Raw genomic sequence first — 22741 nt, forward strand, 5'->3', positions numbered from 1 at the left:
ACTCCTTAACCAAATCTATTTATAATACTCTTAATATTATCTTCTTTTATTTCCACTCCATACCCATTTAAATCTTTTAAATCACTACCTGTCTCCACAAATATACAGACAAAGTAGTCCTTTTCAACTATATCTTGAACCATTACTTCACTTTGCCTAGCATCTTTATATTCTTGAGATTGTGTGTCGTAATTTCTTTCAGAAAAAACCTTTTCCCAATTAATATGATCTCCTATTTCATTTTGTTTATAGTAGATTGCATCATTTGCAACAGCATTCTTTGTAGTAAATAATATATCTCTTTTTTTGTTCAACAATTCACAGTTTACTATAATTACTGCTGGATTTTTTAAATTATTATAAAAAACAGCAGTTGGTATCATATCATACCAAGTAGTATATGCAAGTCTGACATAAGCATCTAAACCTTTACAACGATCCAAACTCCTTGAAGCTTCACTTGTCATAAATTTAGGACATACATTTTCTACTTCTAACTTCCTTAAAGATATAAGTCCCCCAGTCTCCAAAATAGATTTTATATTATCAAATTCTGTGATATGTAATAAATTAAAATTATTTTCTCTTAAAAAATTATACACTCTATTCATCTCTCTCCTCACTTTCTAAAATCTCTTTTCAGAAATAACCTTGAGTACTCGCCCCTCTATTTTCAGACCCTCTATTTGCTCATCCATGATATATTTATCAGGATATTTAGCATTATAACTTTTAAGTACCACTATGTTTTCTGCTGGACATTCTATTTTTTTTATTAAAGTTTCATCTCCATAGGTTACTACATATACTTTCCCGGAAATATAGTCATTTTCCATTGGATCTACAAGTGCAAAATCCCCTTCATTAATTTCCGGTGTCATAGAATCCCCTGCTACTTCTACTAAAAAAGAGTTTTTGCTAAATCCGTTTGCGATGACCCTTTTGGTATAAATGATGTTGTCTAAATTTATATACCCGTCACCAGCAGCAGCTTTACCATATACAGGTAATTCACAGATTGATAAATCTACGATTCTTCCATTGCTCTTTATTTCCCCTTCTTTTTCCAAATACCCTACTATTCTATATAACTCCTTATAATCTTTACCTAGAGCCTTTGCCAGCTGTTTTAGAAAAAATGGGTTTATCTTTAAAATTTTTCCACTTTCCAGTCTGGAAAGAATTGTCTTTTGTAATCCGGCTTTTAAGGCCAATTGATTTAAACCTATTCCTCTAGCTTCTCTATTTTGTTTTATGTATAATGCCAGTTTATTTCTATTTTCTTCTTCTACAATAAATTCAGACATAAACACTCTCCCTTCATATGAAATTTTACTAGATAAAGTCACATATGTGAACGCCACAAAATAAAAACTGTTGACATTTGTGACTACAAAAGGTAAAATTCTAGTGTTAACAAATGTAAACAAAACTTGGAGGTGAAGAATTTGTTAAATGAAATTAAAATTAAAACTATAAAAAACGGAATAACTATGGCAGAATTGTCTAAAAAACTTGGTATTTCCAGAGAGTATATGTACCGTAAAATCAAATCAGGGGACACTAAAATTTTAGAAGACATTAAAAAAATTTTGGGCTGACTAGGCACAAATGTGTACAAAATTAATTATATCTTTAATTTAAAGAAAACATTTAATTTAAGAGGGGAGGCTTAAAATGGCAAGATTAGAATCGGCCAGCTCATTGGAACTGGAAAGGAGTATGAATATGCAGTCTCGAATCATGACCCTGAGAGAGCATCTTAGACATGAAAGGGTAATCGATTCCTTAGATGATGAGAGAAGAGAAAGGAGGTTCAATCTCGATAAATGGAACGAAGATATGCAAAAAAACTTTTCTAGAATTAGAAAACATATCTTGGAAAATGTCCCTCTAGAAGATCTGAGATCTGAGCTCGAAAAACTGGATAAAAAAGAAGATGAGTTTAATTCCATTTATCAAAAGGATGTCAAAGAAGTCAAGGAGCAAGAGCTCCACTATGAGGAACTCAATGACAAACTGATACTTTGGATTTTAAACCTGATTGACCAATACGAAATTAACCTCAGAGATGAAAACTCCAATACAGAAAGAAAGTCAATCGAAGAGAACCGTTTGAGAAAAAAGGAGGTATCTGAATGTCAAAACAAAAATACACCATAGCAGACGTCCAGCAGGAAAAACTAATTGAATATGACCTGGATATCAAAGATGCTTTCATACTTACTTATCTCAAAGAAATTTCCCAAGTAAAGAAAATCATAGAAAAAGTAATAGAAGGCCAAAGATACATCTGGGTAGATTATCAGAAACTTATCTCATACCTGCCAGTATTAAAGATATCCAGTGAAGAAGTTATAGGTAGAAGAATGTCCAAATATGAAAAACTTGGCCTTATAAAGCGGCATCTTCATAGAAGCCTTTCTTATGGGACCTACACCTTTTTCTCCTTAGACGACAAGTTCAATTCTCTATTTGAAATAGAAAAAACAGAGTATGAAGATATTGATTTAGAAAAAATAAAAAAACAAATGGGTCTTATTTCTCCGCAGTCGACTTTTCAGTCGGGTGGTTTTGACTCAAAAGTCGAGTCTCAATCGACTCAAAAGTCGGCACATAATACTCCTACTAATAATACTCCCATAAAAGATAAAAGCAGTAGCATGCCTGCCGCTCTTTCTGATGAATTTGAAAAAGAACTAAAGAATCTCCTTCCAAACTTTAGTATTCAGCACCTAAATAAGAATTCTATAAAAAACATAAAAAAATATTCCAAAGGAGATATAAGCCAAGTTGAAAAAGTCCTGAAATTCATGCACCTAAAAAACAAAAGTATGACCCCTGATATCCTGGTGGCCATCCTGAGAGACGGAGACCATACTAAGCCCGAAAGCATTAAACCAAAGGAAATCAAGAGGAACGATAAAATCAAATTCATGTCCGAAAAACTCGGAGAAAAAGAAATAAAGAGGCTTAGAAGCCTTGTGATTAACGACATCGGTTTTGAAGGCGAATACGTAGAAAGAGAGCTTGGAAATGTCCTCTGTAAAAAATATAACGAGCTTATGAAGGAGGGAAATCTCAATGTTTCATAGAGAACTGTCTAGAGCTCTAAAAAATATTCATGTATCCAGGGCCATAAGCAGCCTGCCATATAAATCATCCGAGTATATTGAGTTTCTTGAGATTTTTACACACAAATATGGGATAGATACAGTAAAGGCAGCACTCAACGAGCTCTATTACTACAAATACAATATTGCAGATATAAAGCGGTTAACTGCTGCCAAAATCATAAAGAATTACAGTATCTAGCTACCGTCCAAAGCATGTTAGATAGTAATTCAACTAAGAGTATATCATGCAATTCAGGTTTGTATTTAAAAAATGGGGAGTTCCAAAAATATTATCAAAAGCGAGTTGTTGCTTTATGAAAAAATGCCCTCAGTGCTCTCACAAGAATGGACACTACTCTTCGAAACCGACCTATGATGGCAAGTTTAAGAGGTATTACAAATGTCCAAGGTGTGGAGCCAGATATATCACTCATTATGAAGTCAAAGAAATCATTCTAAAAATAGATGGGAAAGAGGTCTTATGAAAATATTCATAGTCTTAGAAAAAGATATTAGAATCTACGAAGATAAAATTTTAAAAATCAGCAGAGAAAATCAAGTTATCAACACTGAATTTTGGAAAATAGACGACGCATATTTCATGAGAATGGAATGCCATTAATTGGCCAAGGAGGTTATTATGAAAAAATATTATCTGCCAAATGGAAAAATACAGGTAACTTTAAATATTTTTAATAAGATTCATACTTTTGAAGCATTCAATGAGCAAGAGATTACTACCAAACTTATAGCTATAGAAAATGGGAGAGCTTCTTAATGAAAAATTTAGCGGCATGGTTAAAAAGACTTTTAAAAATAAAATTCAAGATAAAGCAGCTATAAAACAGGAGGTAGCTATGGAAGCAAGATTAAAAAGATATTTAACCATTACGGTTTTCACGACCAAAAAGAAAAGTTCAAAGAAGAGGTTTTAGAATTTGGAGCTGCTTCCCAGGCATACATAAATAACCCTTCAGAAGAACATCTAAAGGAACTCAAAGAAGAGATCTGTGATCTCATGATCATGGACAAGCAATTCTTACTGACAGGCAATCAAATAAAATTATTTGATAAAGTAGAGGGATTCTATCTGACTACGGTTACACATTACGAAGATGTTTTAAAAAATATCTTCCGGAAGAATAGAAAAGAAATAGAGTCAATGATGGACAGAAAAATAGACAGGACACTCCTTAGAATAGCATCTGAATCTCAATAATTAATCAGCTAAAATATGTTATTGATTCATAAAAGTGGAGGTGAATAAAATGAAATCAGAATTAAATAAAAAGGACAGTGTGAAACTGGCAATTTTGAAAATAAAAGAGCTAAGAAAAAAATTAGAAATAAAAGGAATTATGTATGAATAAAATTGCTGTAAAATATACAAGGGTTTCTACCAATCAACAAGATGCTAGAGGTTCAAAAGTTGAACAAGACAAACATATAGAAAAATTTGCAGAAAAGGAAAACTATCTGGTCATAGAAACTTTTACAGATACAGATCATGGAGATAAAGATAACAGAATCGGTCTTGAAGATCTTAAAAGTTATCTTAGACTCAATCAATCCATAAAATATGTTCTTGTTTATCATTCCGATAGATTTACAAGAGAATTCAGGAACGGTATGAGAGATCTATTTTATCTGGAGGAGCTGGGTGTGACTCTTATCTCAGCCTTAGAAGGTGTGGTAAAGGTAGACGGTACTTATGACAGTCTGCCTTCCCTGGTAAGACTCATTGGGGCTCAGGAGGACAAAGCAAAAATAGTAAAAAAGGTCACTGACAATATGTACAATTATGCTAAAACCAACAGGTACTTAGGTGGCAGTGTCCTTCCCTGGCTAAAAGTCATTAAGGGAGATATTAGCGGAGTTCGATGCAAGATTATGGTGAAGAATGAAGATACATGGAGATTCTACAGAAAAGTATTATTAGATGTTATAAGATACAGAAATATTGCCAAAAGTGCCAGTGTAAATAATATAAATGCAGTCACTCTGGCAAGTTGGCTTAGTATGCCGGAATTAATAGGACTTAGGACTTTTGGTAAAAAAGGAAAGCTTAATAAAAACCACAACAAAGGAAGAAGAAAAGAATATTTTACCACTGACTCACCAGTTCTCCCGGCACTCCTAAGCAAAGAAGAATACTCTAAAATACAAGAAATCAGAAGAACAAATAGAGTTAAATCCAGAGAAGATACAGAACAATATATTTTTACAAATATGACTTTTTGCGGTTGCGGAGGAAAATTAGCTGGAAATGCATTTAGAAAAGGAAAAAGACTTCATAAATATTATAGATGTGAAAAATGTAAGATTCGTTATAATGCTAAAGTTCTAGAGAATATACTTTCTGAAGAAATATTAAATCACCCTCATCTCCATATGATAAACGACTATGAATTCAGATTAGCTGATATTATAGATGAAATAACAGAATACAAAATAACTTTAAAGAAAAAACAAAATATCGAAATGGATATTCTATCTTTAATAATAGAAGGATTGGCTTCAAAAGACACGGCTTCAAAAAAATTAAAAGAATTAAAAAAAGAAATAACAGACTTAGAATTAATTATCAGTAAGAAAGAAGAATTATTAACGGAAGAGCAGCAAAAAGAAATAACGGAAGATCATATTGAAATGCTAAGATTTTTTCTTACAAATATCACTGAAGATCTCATTCAGGATTTAAAAGAGATATTGAACCTTCTTATCAGAAAAATTGTAATAGAGGACCTCGAAAATATAACAATTAAATTTTAAAAAGACTCAAGATTTAAAATCTTGAGTCTTTTATTAAATAATCCTTAGTATGTTTCAAAAGTACATGTTGAGTTTCACCTAAAGTATACTTGTTTTAATTCTTTGATAACTTCCATTTCCTTGTCATTCATTTCCTTTAATTTTTCAACTGTTTCATTAAAATAGACATCCGCATACTCTTCACTTAGAACTTCCCCAATTGTAAAAACATCACAATCTTTTTTTTCATAAAACAAATCATATTCCATACTATCCCTCCCCAAATCCATCCAAATTACTGATATACATTTTATAGATATTAAAATTTTTTATTGGTTTTCCTTTAAAAGTACCGTCAACTATATCAAAATATATAACTTTTTCACTGTCATGAAGTAAAATCCAAGGTTCAAAATCATATTGTCCCGCAGTTGAGTCTATTATTAAACTCGCTGAAACTTTTCCAAGAGCGTAATTTTCAGGAATGAATAACTCGGTGACCCAAATAAATTTAGGCATCTCAACTTTTAAGATTTGGTCTTTTAAATCACTAGTTATTTCTGAATTACTTCTTATAAACTTTTTGTAAGATGAGCTAGATGTTAAAAATATTCTTACTACCACTTTTTCAGGTAAGTTTAAAACTTTTTGCTCAAGCTTTAAAAAAGTTTTAACTTTTTCTCTAACAATTTTAGACGTTAAGAACATCTTTTCCGATAATGGAACAATAAAAGAGTCTATATTATCAAAATTATGATATTTCGTTGACCCATCCAATGTTCTAGTGATTTGCTTGTAAGGCAAATAATTATCATCTATTGCAATAAAACTATTTATGAAATCTGAAATAAAAATTATATCTTCAGAACTTTGACGGAGTAAAGTTAAATCAACTTCTCCATGACCTATTAAGGTTAAGGCATGATTTTGATTAACTGATGCAATAACAGGCAAACCAGATTCCATATAAGAATAAAGTTCATTAATAAATAAGTTCTGTTGATCTTTTATTTTAGCCACCAATATTGGAGTAAATTCATTTTTTTCTAAAACTCTTGCTATATCATAAATAGTTAGACCGCTAAAAGGAGTTCTACGTATGCCAATTTCTTCTACCTGAGAAGCTATGTCTGCAATCAGTCTTTCTCTATATTTATATTTACTAGAAAAGTATCTTAATACTGTCCACAAGGCTGCATGGGCACAGACAGAAATTTCAGTATCCTGACCAATAGCAGGAAAAGCATTTACAGATAACTCTTCACCTAAAATGTTTACTTTGAAGTTATTAGACATAATAAAAATATTTTTAGTGTCATTAAATAAACGCGGATCCAACTTTGTACGGGTTTTAGAATGAAATCCTAAAGGTCTTAATACTATAAAACCTGCATATTCCTCATTATGTAAAAAAAAATGAAGTTTTATACAATTTTTTTTAATTTCTCTATGCTTTAATGAATAATAATTACTATAAGTGCTTATGAAGTCTTCATCAAAAAATGGAAATTCAATTTTTATATTTTTACAATTTAATCCGATTCTATTAATAATTTCGTGATACAATGAATCATTTTTAAAATAAGGTGGTATTTTTTTAAAAAAATTGTCATAGTCTTCTATTTTTTCTATATTTATTGTAGCAACATTTAACATTTAAATCCTCTTTTCTGCATGTATAGTCAATTAATTTTACTATACTTAAAACGTAAAATCAACAGTTTATTATTAATAAGATACTTTATATATCAAAACTTTCCTTTTAATTTTAAGTTTTTAACGGATAATGAGCAACACTTTTAATTAAAAAATTATATATCAAAGATTTTTTAATGTAGTTATTAAAAAAGAGTCAAAATTTTAAAATCTTGACTCTTTACTCTTTATTATTTGAACATATTTTAAAAAAAAGTTGAGGTTTACACATGGCGCCCCCAGCAGGAATCGAACCCACAACCCTCTGATCCGAAGTCAGATGCTCTATCCAATTGAGCTATAGAGGCACGTCATTATATTATCATATTTACATAACTATTTCAACTGTAATTCTCCTCTATACCCCATTCTTTTTTACTTCCTGACCTTCTAGAGTCCTGATTTCTTCAAAAACTCCTCCATAGTATAGAGTCCTCCGTCATATTCCACTATCGGAGCCATCATGATCTTGGCTTTTATAGCCACCCTTCTTAGTTCATTCGTATCCTCTATATACTGAAATTCAGTTTTCTTTCCCTCTAGAAGTCCTTTTAGTTCTTCACATCTAGAGCATCCAGCTTTTCCATATACCTTTATCATAGTTGCCTCCTTTTTTTCACTGTTATTCATTTATTATTAGATATAATTTTCTTTATCCTTCTGAATTTCCAAAAATATCTTTCATATAATTCTTGAAACCCTCTGAGTCAAATCCCACTGCTACCTTTATTTTCTGTCCTTTTTCATGGACTCTTGTCTCTCCCCTTGTTTTACTGTCAGTCGAGATCATTATAGGATGATTTTCAAATGTAAAAAGTTCATTCTTCAAGGAAGCTATAAGTGCTATGGAATCGTGAAAAACCACAAAATCCTTTCCCTGAGAGTCTCTTATCCTAAACATAGAATCAAATATTTTTACAGTCATAGAAGACCGGCTGTTTTTTTCCTCTCTGAGAAAATCCAAATCTTTTTTTTGAAACTTGGCCTTCATTGTAGCATCTAGTCCCACCATAGTAAGGGGTACTTCCGAAGAGAATACTATCTCTGCTGCCTCAGGGTCTGCATAGATATTAAATTCTGCAAACTGAGTGGCGTTTCCACCACAGAGGGATCCTCCCATTACATTTATTTCCTTTATATCTTTTTTTATCTCTGGATATTTAGTAAGAAGAAGAGCCACATTTGTAAGAGGTCCTACTGCAGCTATTATTATATCTCCTGGATTATCTGATATAGTTTTTGCCATATACTCTGCTGCATGGATACTTTTAATGTCAGCAGGTGATCTTTTTAAAACCAGATCCCCTATACCACTTTTTCCGTGAAAATCTTCAGCAGTATGCAGCTCTCTTGCAAGAGGTTTTTTTTCACCTTTATAGACCCCTATACCTTCCTCACCTATGCTGTATAATATATCTAGAGTATTTCTCGTTGTATATTCAAGATTCACATTCCCAGCCACAGTAGTTATTCCCATAAGTTTTATTTCCTTATCTGCCACTGCATTTATTATTGCCACTGCATCATCTAGACCTGTATCACAGTCTAGTATTATTTTTTTCATTCCATCCTCCCAAATATCATTTTCATAAAATTTAAAATATGAAAAAACCGGATCTGATCCGGTTTAATCAAGGTGTGACGTATCTGAAAATTTTTCTATATTAAACTCATTATTTTTGTAACTCACTGTAGTTACACTGGTATTTTCAGGTACAGGATCATTCCAGAATTTATCTAGATCATGTTTCCATATATGGCTGAATATCATTTTCAGAGTCATTCCGTGGCTTACCACGAGAAATTTACCGCCTTCAGGATGATTAACCACCAGTTTTTTCATAAAATCCATTATTCTTTTATCCACATCCTGAAATCTCTCTCCTTTGAAAGCTTCCGGGTTATAACTCAATGGATCATTCCAAAGATTATTATAGGCTTCTGGTTGCAGTGACCTAAACTCAGTCTTTGGTATTCCTTCCATTTCTCCAAAAGACATCTCCCTAAGGTCATCAACTACATAAAAAGCCTCATCTTTGTGACCTCTCAGTATCTCTGCCGTTTCATATGCTCTCTGTAAGGGACTTGTATATATTCCTTCAAAGTGAATTCCCTCAAGTTTATCTCTTAGTTTATAGGCCTGTGCTTTCCCTTTTTCAGTAAGATGTGAGTTTTTGCTTCCCTGTAGGATTCCCTTTATGTTCCATTCAGTCTCCCCGTGCCTCACAAAATATATTTCAAACATTTGTTATTACCTTCCTATCTTATGTATTTTGAAAATTCCGGACTAACTATATATTCTTTAATCAGCTGTATCCTTGTTGCGCTGTTTGGGTGAGTGCTGAAAAATTCAAGGGGCTCTGTCTCTTTGTCTGCAGCCATTTTCTCCCAAAAATCCACAGCGGTATTTGGATTATACCCTGCCATAGCCATAAATATTACACCTAATTTATCTGCTTCTTTTTCATGATCTCTGCTGTATTTCAGAGTTACGAGTTCACTGCTGATACCATAGGCCTGAGAAAACAAATTTGTAGCTGCAGTTGGATTCTGACTAAACACTGATGATAGAGTGACTGCACCATAATTTTTTATGAGCTCCTGACTCATTCTTTCACGCCCGTGTTCTGCCACAGCATGAGCTATCTCATGTCCCATTATTACAGCAAGACTGTCTTCATCCTTGGCGTATTTCAGTATCCCAGTATACACTGCTACTTTCCCACCTGGCATACACCATGCATTTACATCTTCAGATTCTATGAGATTGAATTCCCAGCTATAATCATCTGCCATTCCTGCATATGCAGGGTCACTATTCAAAAATGACTCCACCGCTGCTGCTATCTTATTCCCAACTTTTTTTACCCTTATAGAATCTTGGTTATTCAAAATCTTACTTTCTTTTTTTACCTCTTCATACTGCAGACTACTTTGCTCTAACACCTCATATTTAGGAACAATTAAAATCTGAGTTCGACCTGTTATAGGTGCACTGCTGCATGCTAGCATAGAGAAGAGTACTAATAGCAAAGCTAATTTTTTCATAAAATCATCTCCTTGATTTGGTATAATTGCTATTCCCCTATACCTTTTAGTATTCCTAGCTTAAAATCCTTTATATTCTTTTTTACCCCCTCTAGAAGCCTGGTCCTACTTTCTATAGTTGACCATGCTATATGCGGAGTTATCAAGACGTTATCCAAAGAAAATAACGGACTTCCTTCTTTTGGAGGCTCTGTTTCTAGTACGTCTAGTGCAGCTCCTGCTATTTTTTCATTTTCCAGGGCATGAGCTAGGGCTTTTTCATCTATTATGCCCCCTCTGGCAGGATTTATTATAAAGGATTTCCTTTTCATCATATCAAGTTCTTTATGAGAAATCAAGTTTCTGGTTTCTTCTGAAAGTGGGCAGTGTAAGCATAAAACATCGGCAGTTTTTAGCACCTCATGAAAATCTAATCTGTCTGAGTCTTTATATACTGCTCCAGGTCTCTTTGCAACGACGACTTTCATCCCTAAAGCCGTTGCCATCTCACCTACACGTCTTCCTATAGCACCATAACCTACTATTCCTAGGGTTTTCCCATTCATCTCCATCACAGGGTATTTTAGCAAGGTGAAAATATCAGAAGTCCCCCACTCCCCGGCTTTTACAGACTTATCATATCTGTTTAGATTCATCATAAGGCTCATCATGCAGGATATTGTATACTGGGCCACTGACTCTGTGGAATAATCCTTTACATTGGCTACTTTTATTCCTCTTTTATTTGCCTCTTCTATATCTACATTATTGTAACCTGTTGCAGTTACTGCTATTAACTTTAGCTTGTCTGCTGAGTCCATCTCTTCTTTTCCAAAATATACCTTGTTTGCTATTACTACTTCTGCGTCTTTTATTCTATCTGCCACCTGATGAGGATCAGTAATTTCATATGTGACGAATTCACCTTCATTACCGATTATAGAAAGATCAGCATCTCCCAATGTTATTGAATCCAAAAGAACTATTTTCATTTTCATACCTCCGTATAAATTTAATATAAAAAAGAGGGGTATCTCCCCTCTTAACTTCTTTTCAAAAATTCTATCTCAAAACACAGTTTTGTCAGGAATAAAGTTATGTAAAATGGATTTTCCACAACAGGTAGGTTGAGGGAGCAGTAAATTATACTTTCTAGAATATTTAGGTCTTTTTCCTCTGCATTCTCACATATTGCAAAAAGAATTTCATTTATCCTTACCATGACCTCTTCCTTGTTAAACACATCATTGACGCCTTTTTCAATTATGTCGGTCATGTCAAAGTTTTCCCCGTATTTTTCCATACCCTTTAGTGCTTCTTCAGCATATTTTTTTGTGTATTCTTCAGAAGTTGTAAAATTGAAAAATTTCAGATTTCTTCCTATAAACTCTTTTATATCTATGATAGTGGATTCTACTTCATCTAAAGATATGAATTCCAAAAGTTTTTCATGGGTCCTTTCAAAGTGCACATTTATCCTTGTATCAGTTTGTTCTAATATATCCACAAGACCATCTTCTTGAAGCTTTTTTATAAATGATGATATAATCTGACGATCCATATGCATCTTCTGCTGAAGATCATCTATAGATACAACGTAGTCTATTGACTCATTTTTTATATTTGGAGAAATCAGGCTTTTCAGTAAATTGAAAAACGCCAGTTCCCTAGATTTTACTCTGTCCATGCCATCCCCCACTTCCAATAATTAATTTTTCTTAATAAAACACTTCTGTAACTTAATAATAATAACATTCTAGCAAAATAATTGCAATGTTTTTAACCTGAAAAATAAAGTTTTAATAAAAAAACGACTGTTTTTGTTGGGCTTTAAATGTATGATCTTATCAAGGTATGACTTTTTAAAAAAATAAACAGTTTTTAAAATTAAAAAAATTAATTTTATTGACTTACCTCTGAAAATTTTATCACTCATTCATGAAAAAAATCATTAAATGAATTCATAAAGCCCTTATACAAATTGGAGTTTTATATCCTTTATTTTCATTAAAATTTTTTAAAAAAATAACACAAATATAAATTTTTGACTCATAAAATTACACTTTGGTCTAAAGATTATATATTTTTTAAAAAAAATTGCTTATATTTATTTATTCATTTATAATTAATTGATCAAAATAAAAGGGAGGTTAAATATGAAATTTTTGGGAGTTATCCCTGCGAGATATGCGTCTACTAGGCTAGAAGGAAAACCTCTTATAAGTATAGAGGGTCAACCAATGATAGAATGGGTATATAAGAGGACATTAGCATCCTCTTTAGATAAAGTCGTAGTGGCCACAGACGACAAAAGGATTTTTGATGCAGTTATATCTTTTGGAGGAGAAGCTGTGATGACTAGTCCAGATCATACAAACGGTACTAGCAGAATAGCCGAGGTGGCTGCAGAATATGAGGACTACGATGTCATTATCAATGTGCAGGGTGATGAGCCTCTTATAGAGGGTGCTATGATAGATGCACTTATAGAACCATTCAGAGAAAATCATGATCTTGTTATGGCTACTTTAAAGCATAAGATTGATAATTATGAAGAGGTTGAAAATCCAAATAACGTCAAAGTTATAACTGACAACAAGGACTTTGCCATCTATTTCTCTAGGAGTCCTATTCCTTACCCTAGAACTTTGGATATGAAAAACTACTATAAGCACGTTGGAATATACGGGTATAAAAGAGACTTTGTTATTGAATACTCCAAAATGATCCCTACAGATCTTGAAATATCAGAGTCTTTAGAACAATTACGGGTTATAGAAAATGGCTATAAAATAAAAGTGTTAGATACTCCCTATAAAGTAATCGGAGTGGATACCTCAGAAGACCTTGCAAAAGTTGAAAAAATAATAAGAGACAACAATATAAAGATATAAAGATATAAAGATATAAAGAATCCGACTTTTAGTCGGATTCTTTATATCAGCTTCTAGAAGGTTTTGGAAACTTCAGCCTAAACACCCCTGTATTCTCAAATATTTCCTCTATATGATACCAGTCCACGCCCTTCTCCATGCAATGTACATCCATATCATCTATATAAACATCTGCACAGACCTTATTAGATGTAGTCATTCCGATACCATCAATATTTTCATTAATTTTATGATAGGGAATGTCATTTTCCTTGAGCCATTTTTTCATCTCATCCAGTCCTTTGTTATTTATAGGCCGACATGTCCATATTATTATTTTGTGTCCTTCGCCAAAAAGTCTTTTTATTACCCTCTCAGCATTTGCCTTGATCTTACCTATTTTCGGGAAGGCACTCTCTACTATCGTTCCGTCGAAATCTATCGCTATAATCATACAAATCAACCCTTTCTTCTTAGTCTATATTTTTTGACTATAAATATTCTTAAATTATTGAATTTATAAGAATTCTCTAAAAATATCAATTTTACTTAATTTACCTCTAATATTAAATTATACATTATAAACTTTTTAAAATAAACATCACATCAAAATTAGTATCTAGCAGAACAATTATTTGATAATTTAATCACTTCACTTACAGTTTTTCAATAAGTACAAATATAGAATAAACTGACTCTTTTGTGACACTCTTATATGTTATAAGTTATTTGGAGAAAATTATAAGTTTTAATGTAAAATTTAAGTGTTTATATCAAAAAAAATGTTAAAAAAATCACTAGGAGGTAAGAAATGGAAAATATTATTTTGTCCCCAGGTAAGTATATTCAAGGAAGTATGGCTATCGAAAATATAGCTTCCCATGCAGGAAAAAAAGCACTTGTTATTGCTGATGATTTTGTAATGAACCTAACAAAAGAAAAGATCAGTAAGAGTTTTTCAGATAAGGAAATAGACGTTGACTTTGAACTTTTTAACGGAGAATGCTCAAAAAAAGAAGTGTCTAGAATAAAAGAAAAAATTGAAACCTTTAACAGTAAGATTATAATAGGTGTCGGAGGAGGTAAGACACTAGATACAGCAAAAGCTGTGGCTTATTATACTGAGCTTCCTGTTATTATAGCACCTACAATAGCATCTACAGATGCTCCCTGCAGTGCCCTTTCTGTGCTTTATACAGAGGATGGAGTTTTTGATGAATATCTACTTCTACCAAATAATCCAAACATAGTTCTCATGGACACAGATATTATTTCAAAGGCCCCTGCAAGATTGATTGTTTCAGGTATGGGTGATGCTTTAGCAACTTATTTTGAAGCTAGATCCTGTGCACAATCCAATGCAAAAAACATGGGGGGAGGTCTTCCGACTGGTGCAGCACTTACCCTTGCTAGACTATGTTATGATACAATTCTCTCTGAGGGATATATGGCATATAATTCTGCCAAGTCCAAAGTTTCAACTAAATCCTTAGAAAATGTTGTTGAAGCAAATACCTACCTAAGTGGTGTGGGATTTGAAAGCGGAGGTTTAGCAGCTGCTCACGCAATTCACAACGGACTAACATTGTTAGAAGACTGTCATCATCTTTATCACGGTGAAAAAGTTGCCTTTGGTACCTTGGTACAGCTTATTCTTGAAAACGCTCCCCAAGAAGAATTCTTTGACGTTTTAAACTTCTGTATAAGTGTCGGACTTCCTACAAATCTTGAAGATATGGGTGTCAAAGAGATAGATGAAAAACTTATTATGGAAGTAGCAAAAGCTTCTTGTGCTCCTGGTGAAACAATACATAATATGCCTTTTCTTGTAACTCCTGAAAAAGTTTTTGCAGCTATTTTAACTGCCGACAGAATTGGAAAAGAAAACAGATAAAAAAAACAGCCGGCTAAAAGCCGGCTGTTTTTTTTATTGCTCTATTCCAAATATTTTCATATCCTCTCCTACTGATGATATCCCCGCAATACCAAATTTCTCAACCAATACATTGGTCACATTTGGAGACAGGAATGCCGGAAGAGTTGGTCCAAGATGGATATTTTTAACGCCTAAGTGAAGTAGAGCAAGCAACACTATAACTGCTTTTTGCTCATACCACGCTATGTTATATACTATAGGAAGATCATTTATATCATCTAGACCAAAAGCCTTCTGAAGTTCCATTGCAATAACAGCAAGAGAGTACGAATCGTTACACTGTCCTGCATCTAACACTCTAGGAATTCCACCAATATCTCCTAAAGGCAGCTTATTATATCTGTATTTAGCACATCCGGCAGTTAATATAACTGTATCTTTGGGAAGTTTTTCTGCAAATTCAGTATAGTACTTTCTGTCCTGCATTCTAGCATCGCAGCCTGCCATAACAACAAATTTCTTTATAGCTCCTGATTTTACAGCATCAATTACTTTATCAGCTAGAGCAAGTACTTGGTTGTGTGCAAATCCACCTATAACCTCACCAGTTTCTATCTCTACAGGAGGCTGACATTTCTTGGCTAATTCAATTATTGGAGTAAAGTCTTTCTTGCCGTCAGCTCCTTTTTCAATATGAGTACATCCACCCATTCCACATGCATTAGTAGTAAAAACTTTGTCCTTATATTTAAGAGACCCGCTTCTTGGTGGTACTATGCAGTTACTTGTAAATATTATTGGACCATTAAAAGTCTCAAACTCTTTTGTCTGATGCCACCATGAACCACCATAGTTACCTACAAAGTGATCATATTTTTTAAATGCAGGATATGAGTTAGCAGGAAGCATCTCAGAGTGAGTATAAACATCTACTCCAGTGCCCTTTGTCTGCTCTAGAAGCTGTTCCATATCTTTAAGATCATGACCTGAAATTAATATCCCAGGGTTTTTACCAACCCCTATATTTACCTTTGTGATTTCAGGATTTCCATAAGTTTCTGTGTTTGCTTTGTCAAGAAGTGCCATGGCCTCAACACCATATTTTCCAGTTTCAAGAGTCATAGCTATCAACTCATCCACTGTTATCTCTGGATCATCTGCTGCAAGAAGAGCTTTTTCCATAAACTTAACTATCTCTCTGTTTTTATACCCTAAGTGAAACGCATGCTCAGTATATGCTGCCATTCCCTTCAGTCCGTACGTTATCATCTCTTTTAACGATCTTTCATCTTCATTTTCTGTTCTCATTACACCAGATTTGTCAGCAATTTCTCCAAAAAGTTTTTTATCATCTGCATAATCAGAAGCAGAATCTAAAAGTCTACTGAACTTGTCATCTTCGCATGAACACTCTCTTTTTCTTTTAAAAATTTTCATAAGTCCTTTAGGATTCTTATCTTCACAGATTTCTTTTAATTTATCTCTTAGTTTTACACCTTCCATAATTTGTTTGTGTAAAATATCATCATCGAAATTGGAGTTGGTTATCATCATAAAGAGTGAATTGAGAATGAAATAATCTACATCTTCCCCTATGTCATCACTTTCCCTTAAGACAGAGCTATAAAGTGCTACACCTTTCACTGCATGAAGCAGAACATCCTGTAACTTTGCTTCTTCTGGAGTCTTACCACATACCCCCTTTATAGTACATCCTTTATTCATAGCTGTTTCCTGACACTGATAACAGAACATCGACATATCTTATCCTCCTTCTATTTTTATTAAAACACGTCAATATTTTTCAACGGAATACTGACTTTTCCTTTAAATTTTAATTGAAATTTTATTTCAATATTAATTTTTTATCTTTAATTCTCTGAAAAAAAATAACTTTATATTTGAATCTAATCTTTGCATTTGATTCTTCAACCACTTTGAGTTAGAATTATATATCACTAATTTGGAGGTGTTGAAATGCATTACTTAATTTCTGGATGTGACGAAAAAGGTGTAGAAAAAATCAAAAAATTAGAACAGGAAAACGGTCTTCTTCTTTTAGCTTATAAGGAATCACAATATGAGTATGACAATCTTTCTGAGGATGACTTATCAAAAATTAATCAACTGGAAAAAGAACTTGGCATAAAAATTATCGCTTTAAAGAAAAAATAATAGAAAAAAAGCTAAAAGGCACTCTGATGAGTACCTTTTAGCTTTTTAAATACCTTTTTATATATAAAAATACTTTTTCTTTTTCCTCATATATGAGGTTATGACCTCCATTTACATGGTAGACAACAGCATTTGGAAAATATTCTGTAACATCTTTGGAATTTTCCTCCGGTATAACTTTATCTTTTGATCCCAATATAATAATGGGATTCAGATAACTATTCTCTCTGGGGATCTTGTCCTCTATAAGTTTATTGAGACCCTTTATCAGATCTTCGTCAGATATCTTTAGAATATCCTCAAAATATTCTTCTAGGTAAGCCTCAAATTTTGAACTGCTGCTGAAATTAAGCTCGATAAAATCTCTCAGACAACCAGCTTTTTCCACTTTTAACCTTTTTATCATTTTTTTGATTATAAGTGCTCTTGTGGTTTTAGTAAAATCTAAAGTAGGAGCGATAAGTATAGACTTTTCTATTTTATTATCTCTAATAAACCTTATACAATCTAAGGTTCCCATAGACCAACCAAAAGCTATTATTTCTTGAAAATTATCAAGATCTCTCTTATAAAGATCTTCTGAAAAAATTATCTCAGCATCTAATTTGTCTAGAAAATCCCTGTAAAAACTATCTGTACTACCCCAGCCTTTGAATACAACAATTGCTTTTTTCATAGCTTCACCCTTATCTGTATAATTTTTCTTTGATTATTATCTCGTGCACTTTTCTAGGGACCATACCCGTTATATCCAAACCTTTTTTTAACCGTTCTCTTATCTCAGTAGAACTATATCTGTATAGGGGGCTTTCCAAAACTATTATATTCTCATGCTCTGCTCTATAAGCATACCCATTTCTTTTGAGTACCACAAACTTGCATTCCTTAACCATTTTTTCATAGTCTTTCCACTCATGAAGATAGTCTGCAGAATCTTCTCCTATAATTTCATAAAAAATAGCGTCTTTGTATTTCTTTTTTAAGTTCAAAAGGGTATCGTAAGTGTGAGATACACCCTTATTTTTTATCTCTATATCTGATATTGTGACCTTATCTATATCTTTGCAGGCAACCTCTAATAGTTTTATTCTTTTATTTCCATTTAGAAGTAGATTATCTTTGTGAGATGGACAACCTACAGGAATGACAATTAATCTATCAAGCTTCATATTTTCCAGGACATATTTTATTATATTTACATGTCCTGTATGAACAGGGTTGAAGCTACCTCCGTAAACACCTATTCTTTCCATCAGATTCCCGACAATGCCTCTATAAGTTCTTCTTTATTAGACGCCTCTAAGATATTTTCTCTATATTCCTTATATCTAAACTTTCTTGCTATTTTAGCCAAAAGATCAAGGTATTCTTTATTGTTGTTTTTAGGCGCTCCCACAAGAATTACAAGCTTAGCGTCGACTCCGTCTGGAGTATTAAACTCAATAGGATTTTTAAGAAGTGCTACGGCTATTACTATTTTGTTAAGAGATTCACATCTTGCGTGAGGAACCACTATTCCCATACCTATCCCCGTTGTCCCAACCTCTTCTCTCTGAAAAAGTCTTTCTAAAAAAAGTTCTTTATTTTCAACAGCATCACTGTTTTCAGATGCCATATCTGCCAGAAGACCTATTACCTCTTCTTTGTTTTTTTCCCCGTCTACCACTGTCAGCAGTTTACTGGTGAGATAATTAATCATTGTATACCCTCCTAATTTTTACAATCCATTGTGTATAATATTTTCTGCACAGGTCAGATTTTTTTGAGTATTTTTAATTTCTTCTAGTCTTTTCATTGCTATATTTATAAAAATTTCTTCATTTTCATACTCATATTCCTTGAGAACATTTATATAAGCCAAAAGGTTAATTCCTTTTTTAGACTTCAACATATCCTTTGACTCTTTAGATTTTCTTATTAATTCTGATTTTGATACCTCAGTTGCCACAGTATTTTCATACTCATTAAAATTCCCCTTTACCTTGCTTATATAAGACATAGCAAGATAGATCAAGTTATCATCAACTTGGGTATTCATTAATTTTTTAAGAGACAAAGCCATCAGGCTTTTTTGACTATCTATCTCTTCTAAAAGTGTATAGTGAAAAAGTGTCTTATAAAAAAGCTCTCTATCCCTCAAAAATATCTCTTTTGCATATCTTACAGCAAAATTAACATTGTTATTTACAATTATTTTCATAAAATTTTTCATCAAGCTATCAATGGTTTCCTTAGAAAGTCTTTCTATTTTTTTTGATTTAACCCTTTCTGGAGCCCTTGCAGAAACATAGATTTCCTGAGCTACTTCTGTATCATCATTTGAAAAGGCTGCAACTGGCAGAGCATAATTCATATTTTTTCTCTGAATTTTACCATTTCTGTCTATAGTGAAGTAAGATCTTCTGTCAAGAAATTCTCCAAAATAATTCAGGGCTTTTTTCCTGCCTTTTTCATTTATAATATTTTCTATAACATGAATTTTTTTTTCGTTCAGTATTTCCAAAACATTTATTGTATCCATTAAAATCCTCCAGACTATTTAAGTATATTATCTTCTATCATTGTAAACTCTATTTTTAAAACATATGTGTCACTCAGATTAAAATCCCGTGGGAGTTTTACCAGGTCTTTCTCTGTGGTTATTATATAGTCTGCGTTCATTATTTCAGCTCTTTTTTCTATATTCTGAAAATCCTTTTTTTTAAAATGATGGTGATCCATAAAATCCACACGTTCGATATATTCAGGTTCCAGGGAGATTACAGTTTTTTCAAAATTAAGTGGGTTAGCAAGACCGGAAAAAAGCAATACTCTTTTACCTTTTATCCAAAAGAGCGGCTTCATATTCCCTTTTAAATCACATAGTGCAGATACTCCGTGTTTTGCCACCGATATATTTTTCTGATATCTTCTCAGATATTTCTTTATAGTTTCTACCTCTTTTTCACTTGCCAAATCAGATTTAGTTATAATAAATTCACTGGCTCTTTTTAGGCCCCGTTTCAAATCTTCCCTGAGAGTTCCTTTTGGAAGCAATGCCTTTCCTCCAAAAGGATTAGTGGCATCTATCAAAACCACATCTCTGTTTCTCTTTAGTTTTCTGTGCTGAAAACCGTCATCGAGAATTATTGTGTCTATATCAAAATGTTTTTTTGCATAAAAACATGCCTTATATCTATTTTTTCCTACTATAACAGGAACCCTAGCATTTATTGCATGTAGATAAGGTTCGTCTCCACTCTCTTCAGGAGAAGCAAATATCTCTCGGCCGTCACTGACAAGAAGAGGGTCTCTTTTTCTCTTTCCTCTATACCCCCTTGAGACTATAGCAACCTTTTTTCCCTTTTCCTTGAGTTTTTTCGTAAAGTGCTGTACTGCAGGGGTCTTTCCTGTTCCACCTACGGTTATATTTCCTACACATATAACCTCTACATCATCTACTTTTTTGATTTTGAAAATTCCCTTATCATACAGAGAGTTTCTAACTGTTGTAACAATATAGTATATGTATGCTAAAATTTCCATTATTACCTCTCATTCTGCTATAAAAATATCTCTTTTCTCAACCTGTTAATGGCAGCTCCAACCTCGTATTTTCTTGAAAATACCAGATTGCCTTTGTCACATCTTAGATATTCGCAGATATTGTCTTTTTTCAGATGAATTTCCATCTCATCTAAGGTTTCTTTTAGACTAGTTCTCTTACAATTGGTAAAAATCTTCTTCATCACTTCTCCTATGAAAAGGACCTGACCATTTTCTACCAGTTGTTCAAGAGATCTTATATCTACAGATTCCCTGTTGATTGACAGCTCATCCAATTCCCTTCCCCTTATTTTACATTTTTTATCCCTGAAAAGTAAAGGAGTTTTTTTAGAATCAAGAACTCTTTGATTTAGTTTAAATTCGTCACTACTCACCAAAATCTTGCTATCACTATATCTCATATCTATCTCTTTGGCTTTTTCAGTTACATCTACTACTTTATATTCGTCAAGCATAAGAACTTTGTCAGATACGGAGAAGTAATCCCCAAGCCCACCTACAACGATTATTGTAGATATATCCTTTTGTTTTTTTATAGACACCACTTTTTCTATAAATGGAGTTATAGGCTCCTTGTCGTGGGATATCAATTCTTGGATTTTTCTGTCTCTAACCATAAAATTTGTGGCCGAAGTATCTTCATCTATGAGAAGGGTATCTGCACCGAGCTCAAGTGCCTCTATAATGTTACATGCCTGAGATGTGGACCCACTGGCATTTTCCGTAGAGAATTTTTTTGTATCTTTTTTGTGGGGAAGATTGTCTATAAAATTGCTGATATTTACTTTCTCTATTGTTCTCCCGTCTTCTGCCCTTATTTTTACAGCATCATAACTTGTTATAACATACTCTCTGCCGTCTCCAGGTATGTGATTATACACACCTTTTTCTATTGCATTTAACAAGGTTGTTTTTCCGTGGAACCCCCCACCTGTAATGGTTGTTATCCCTTTTTTTATACCCATCCCAGTTACCTGCTCTTTATTTTCCAGTGTCAGAGTAATTTTCATGGTTTCAGGTGCACTAAATTTTACTGCATTATTCATGGGTCTGTCATCTACAGAACTCTTTCTGGCCAAAATAGATCCTTCGGCTATAAAGGCAATTATATCTCTTTTTTTTATCTCATCTCTTATCATAGAAGCTTTTTCATTTACCTCTATATGCTTTTTCAAAGATTCAGTGTTTATATTCTCTTTTTTAAGTGTCCTTGGCATTTTTATAACTTCGTTAAAGATAAGATTTTGCGCTTCTTTACTTAGTATTGTTCTTCCCCTTGCAGGAAGGTTCACATAAAATCTAAAAGTTAAAATATCATCTTTTATATCCACGGAACTTCTTTTTATTATCTCCTGTCCTGGTGAAAGTATAGAAATATCGGCTCCTTTTATGCTTCTAGAGCTCTTTATTTTCCTTTTTCTGAGAGTATCTCCTATTTTCCTCAAAACATAGTCTTCAAAGGCAGTTTTTCTGGATTCTCTGTCATATAATTCTTTTTCATATCGATATTTTTTCAAATCTATTTCTATTGAAAAAAGAGAGGGAGATGCATATGGATCTCCCTGAACTCTTAAAATATTTAAAGTATAATCCGAAAATTTATAATTACCCTTTATATCGTTATAAGTCTTATAACTTTTCCCGTCTATTCTTTTTAATATAGTTTCTAAGTTTTTCAAAAC

At 32.9% G+C, this 22741-nt stretch carries 31 protein-coding genes and 1 tRNA gene; 13 read left to right on the forward strand and 19 right to left on the reverse strand.

The window, feature by feature from the left end; all coding sequences use genetic code 11:
• Positions 1 to 5: 5 nt before the first annotated feature.
• Positions 6 to 611 (reverse strand): DUF4433 domain-containing protein, encoded by a 606-nt coding sequence (locus ILYOP_RS05335; RefSeq protein ID WP_013387505.1) that lies wholly within the window; start codon positions 609 to 611, stop codon positions 6 to 8.
• Positions 612 to 626: 15 nt separating this feature from the next.
• The gene (locus tag ILYOP_RS05340) at positions 627 to 1307 is read right to left on the reverse strand and encodes an XRE family transcriptional regulator (protein WP_013387506.1); all 681 of its coding nucleotides are present in this window, start codon (positions 1305 to 1307) and stop codon (positions 627 to 629) included.
• A 141-nt stretch (positions 1308 to 1448) separates the two neighbouring features.
• Here ILYOP_RS05340 and ILYOP_RS15760 point away from each other — a divergent pair, with 141 nt between their 5' ends.
• The 10 genes from ILYOP_RS15760 (at position 1449) to ILYOP_RS05370 (ending at position 5888) form a co-directional block, all read left to right on the forward strand.
• A complete protein-coding gene (locus ILYOP_RS15760) occupies positions 1449 to 1601 on the forward strand; it encodes a helix-turn-helix domain-containing protein (protein ID WP_013387507.1) in 153 nt (50 codons plus the stop codon).
• A 76-nt stretch (positions 1602 to 1677) separates the two neighbouring features.
• Complete coding sequence (locus ILYOP_RS05345; protein ID WP_013387508.1) at positions 1678 to 2163, forward strand: serine--tRNA ligase; 486 nt, start codon at positions 1678 to 1680, stop codon at positions 2161 to 2163.
• Positions 2139 to 3095, forward strand: a complete 957-nt coding sequence (locus ILYOP_RS15145) for a hypothetical protein (protein ID WP_013387509.1) — start codon at positions 2139 to 2141, stop codon at positions 3093 to 3095. Before ILYOP_RS05345 ends, ILYOP_RS15145 begins: the two co-directional genes overlap by 25 nt.
• Entirely contained in the window at positions 3085 to 3315 is a 231-nt protein-coding gene (locus tag ILYOP_RS05355; protein WP_013387510.1) for a hypothetical protein, read from the forward strand. Before ILYOP_RS15145 ends, ILYOP_RS05355 begins: the two co-directional genes overlap by 11 nt.
• A 115-nt stretch (positions 3316 to 3430) precedes the next feature.
• Positions 3431 to 3601, forward strand: a complete 171-nt coding sequence (locus tag ILYOP_RS15970; RefSeq protein ID WP_222838841.1) for an Ogr/Delta-like zinc finger protein — start codon at positions 3431 to 3433, stop codon at positions 3599 to 3601.
• Positions 3598 to 3738: a hypothetical protein gene (locus ILYOP_RS15765; RefSeq protein ID WP_013387511.1), complete on the forward strand. Its 141-nt coding sequence runs from the start codon at positions 3598 to 3600 to the stop codon at positions 3736 to 3738. Before ILYOP_RS15970 ends, ILYOP_RS15765 begins: the two co-directional genes overlap by 4 nt.
• Before the next feature lie 18 nt (positions 3739 to 3756).
• Positions 3757 to 3894: a hypothetical protein gene (locus tag ILYOP_RS15770; RefSeq protein WP_013387512.1), complete on the forward strand. Its 138-nt coding sequence runs from the start codon at positions 3757 to 3759 to the stop codon at positions 3892 to 3894.
• Complete coding sequence (locus ILYOP_RS15975; RefSeq protein ID WP_222838842.1) at positions 3878 to 4051, forward strand: hypothetical protein; 174 nt, start codon at positions 3878 to 3880, stop codon at positions 4049 to 4051. Before ILYOP_RS15770 ends, ILYOP_RS15975 begins: the two co-directional genes overlap by 17 nt.
• Positions 4052 to 4134: 83 nt before the next feature.
• A complete protein-coding gene (locus ILYOP_RS05365; RefSeq protein WP_013387513.1) occupies positions 4135 to 4335 on the forward strand; it encodes a hypothetical protein in 201 nt (66 codons plus the stop codon).
• Positions 4336 to 4478: 143 nt separating this feature from the next.
• A complete protein-coding gene (locus ILYOP_RS05370; protein WP_013387515.1) occupies positions 4479 to 5888 on the forward strand; it encodes a recombinase family protein in 1410 nt (469 codons plus the stop codon).
• Between the two features lie 74 nt (positions 5889 to 5962).
• Here the strand turns inward: ILYOP_RS05370 and ILYOP_RS15775 are convergent, their stop codons facing one another.
• The 9 genes from ILYOP_RS15775 to ILYOP_RS05410 all read right to left on the reverse strand — a co-directional run bounded on the left by ILYOP_RS15775 (position 5963) and on the right by ILYOP_RS05410 (position 12276).
• Positions 5963 to 6136: a hypothetical protein gene (locus ILYOP_RS15775; protein ID WP_013387516.1), complete on the reverse strand. Its 174-nt coding sequence runs from the start codon at positions 6134 to 6136 to the stop codon at positions 5963 to 5965.
• Between the two features lies 1 nt (position 6137).
• Complete coding sequence (locus ILYOP_RS05375) at positions 6138 to 7523, reverse strand: hypothetical protein (protein WP_013387517.1); 1386 nt, start codon at positions 7521 to 7523, stop codon at positions 6138 to 6140.
• A gap of 270 nt (positions 7524 to 7793) precedes the next feature.
• Positions 7794 to 7870: transfer RNA gene (locus tag ILYOP_RS05380), tRNA-Arg, on the reverse strand.
• Between the two features lie 82 nt (positions 7871 to 7952).
• Positions 7953 to 8162 carry a glutaredoxin family protein gene (locus ILYOP_RS05385; RefSeq protein ID WP_013387518.1) on the reverse strand — a complete coding sequence of 70 codons (210 nt, stop codon included), beginning with the start codon at positions 8160 to 8162 and terminating at the stop codon, positions 7953 to 7955.
• A 52-nt stretch (positions 8163 to 8214) separates the two neighbouring features.
• Positions 8215 to 9126 (reverse strand): nucleoside hydrolase, encoded by a 912-nt coding sequence (locus ILYOP_RS05390; RefSeq protein ID WP_013387519.1) that lies wholly within the window; start codon positions 9124 to 9126, stop codon positions 8215 to 8217.
• 63 nt (positions 9127 to 9189) lie between these two features.
• On the reverse strand, positions 9190 to 9807 hold the full coding sequence (locus tag ILYOP_RS05395) for a histidine phosphatase family protein (protein WP_013387520.1): 618 nt from the start codon (positions 9805 to 9807) through the stop codon (positions 9190 to 9192).
• 14 nt (positions 9808 to 9821) lie between these two features.
• Positions 9822 to 10610 carry a M48 family metallopeptidase gene (locus tag ILYOP_RS05400; protein ID WP_013387521.1) on the reverse strand — a complete coding sequence of 263 codons (789 nt, stop codon included), beginning with the start codon at positions 10608 to 10610 and terminating at the stop codon, positions 9822 to 9824.
• A gap of 29 nt (positions 10611 to 10639) precedes the next feature.
• On the reverse strand, positions 10640 to 11581 hold the full coding sequence (locus ILYOP_RS05405; protein ID WP_013387522.1) for a D-2-hydroxyacid dehydrogenase: 942 nt from the start codon (positions 11579 to 11581) through the stop codon (positions 10640 to 10642).
• Positions 11582 to 11631: 50 nt separating this feature from the next.
• Entirely contained in the window at positions 11632 to 12276 is a 645-nt protein-coding gene (locus tag ILYOP_RS05410; RefSeq protein WP_013387523.1) for a hypothetical protein, read from the reverse strand.
• Positions 12277 to 12745: 469 nt separating this feature from the next.
• On the opposite strand from ILYOP_RS05410, the gene kdsB reads away from it, so the two are divergent.
• Positions 12746 to 13483, forward strand: coding sequence for a 3-deoxy-manno-octulosonate cytidylyltransferase (gene kdsB, locus ILYOP_RS05415; RefSeq protein WP_013387524.1), 738 nt, complete (start codon positions 12746 to 12748; stop codon positions 13481 to 13483).
• 46 nt (positions 13484 to 13529) lie between these two features.
• On the opposite strand, the gene ILYOP_RS05420 is transcribed toward kdsB, so the two are convergent.
• Positions 13530 to 13916 carry an HAD hydrolase family protein gene (locus ILYOP_RS05420; protein WP_013387525.1) on the reverse strand — a complete coding sequence of 129 codons (387 nt, stop codon included), beginning with the start codon at positions 13914 to 13916 and terminating at the stop codon, positions 13530 to 13532.
• A 357-nt stretch (positions 13917 to 14273) separates the two neighbouring features.
• Between ILYOP_RS05420 and ILYOP_RS05425 the strand changes: the two genes are divergently transcribed.
• Positions 14274 to 15356, forward strand: a complete 1083-nt coding sequence (locus ILYOP_RS05425; RefSeq protein ID WP_013387526.1) for a glycerol dehydrogenase — start codon at positions 14274 to 14276, stop codon at positions 15354 to 15356.
• A gap of 33 nt (positions 15357 to 15389) precedes the next feature.
• On the opposite strand, the gene hcp is transcribed toward ILYOP_RS05425, so the two are convergent.
• Entirely contained in the window at positions 15390 to 17099 is a 1710-nt protein-coding gene (hcp, locus tag ILYOP_RS05430; protein WP_013387527.1) for a hydroxylamine reductase, read from the reverse strand.
• A 216-nt stretch (positions 17100 to 17315) separates the two neighbouring features.
• Here hcp and ILYOP_RS05435 point away from each other — a divergent pair, with 216 nt between their 5' ends.
• Positions 17316 to 17513, forward strand: a complete 198-nt coding sequence (locus ILYOP_RS05435; protein ID WP_013387528.1) for a hypothetical protein — start codon at positions 17316 to 17318, stop codon at positions 17511 to 17513.
• A gap of 37 nt (positions 17514 to 17550) precedes the next feature.
• Here the strand turns inward: ILYOP_RS05435 and ILYOP_RS05440 are convergent, their stop codons facing one another.
• Genes ILYOP_RS05440 through ILYOP_RS05465 form a run of 6 tightly spaced genes read right to left on the reverse strand, consistent with a single transcriptional unit; the run spans position 17551 to position 22738 of the window.
• Complete coding sequence (locus ILYOP_RS05440; protein ID WP_013387529.1) at positions 17551 to 18189, reverse strand: alpha/beta hydrolase fold protein; 639 nt, start codon at positions 18187 to 18189, stop codon at positions 17551 to 17553.
• Between the two features lie 10 nt (positions 18190 to 18199).
• Positions 18200 to 18766, reverse strand: coding sequence for a nicotinate-nucleotide adenylyltransferase (nadD, locus tag ILYOP_RS05445; protein ID WP_013387530.1), 567 nt, complete (start codon positions 18764 to 18766; stop codon positions 18200 to 18202).
• The gene (locus ILYOP_RS05450) at positions 18766 to 19212 is read right to left on the reverse strand and encodes a PTS sugar transporter subunit IIA (protein WP_013387531.1); all 447 of its coding nucleotides are present in this window, start codon (positions 19210 to 19212) and stop codon (positions 18766 to 18768) included. Before ILYOP_RS05450 ends, nadD begins: the two co-directional genes overlap by 1 nt.
• A gap of 18 nt (positions 19213 to 19230) precedes the next feature.
• Positions 19231 to 20034: a hypothetical protein gene (locus tag ILYOP_RS05455; RefSeq protein ID WP_013387532.1), complete on the reverse strand. Its 804-nt coding sequence runs from the start codon at positions 20032 to 20034 to the stop codon at positions 19231 to 19233.
• Between the two features lie 14 nt (positions 20035 to 20048).
• Complete coding sequence (gene lpxK, locus ILYOP_RS05460) at positions 20049 to 21038, reverse strand: tetraacyldisaccharide 4'-kinase (RefSeq protein ID WP_013387533.1); 990 nt, start codon at positions 21036 to 21038, stop codon at positions 20049 to 20051.
• Between the two features lie 17 nt (positions 21039 to 21055).
• Positions 21056 to 22738, reverse strand: coding sequence for an ABC-ATPase domain-containing protein (locus ILYOP_RS05465; RefSeq protein ID WP_013387534.1), 1683 nt, complete (start codon positions 22736 to 22738; stop codon positions 21056 to 21058).
• Positions 22739 to 22741: the final 3 nt, after the last annotated feature.

The organism is Ilyobacter polytropus DSM 2926 (genome assembly GCF_000165505.1).
GTDB classification, from domain to species: domain Bacteria; phylum Fusobacteriota; class Fusobacteriia; order Fusobacteriales; family Fusobacteriaceae; genus Ilyobacter; species Ilyobacter polytropus.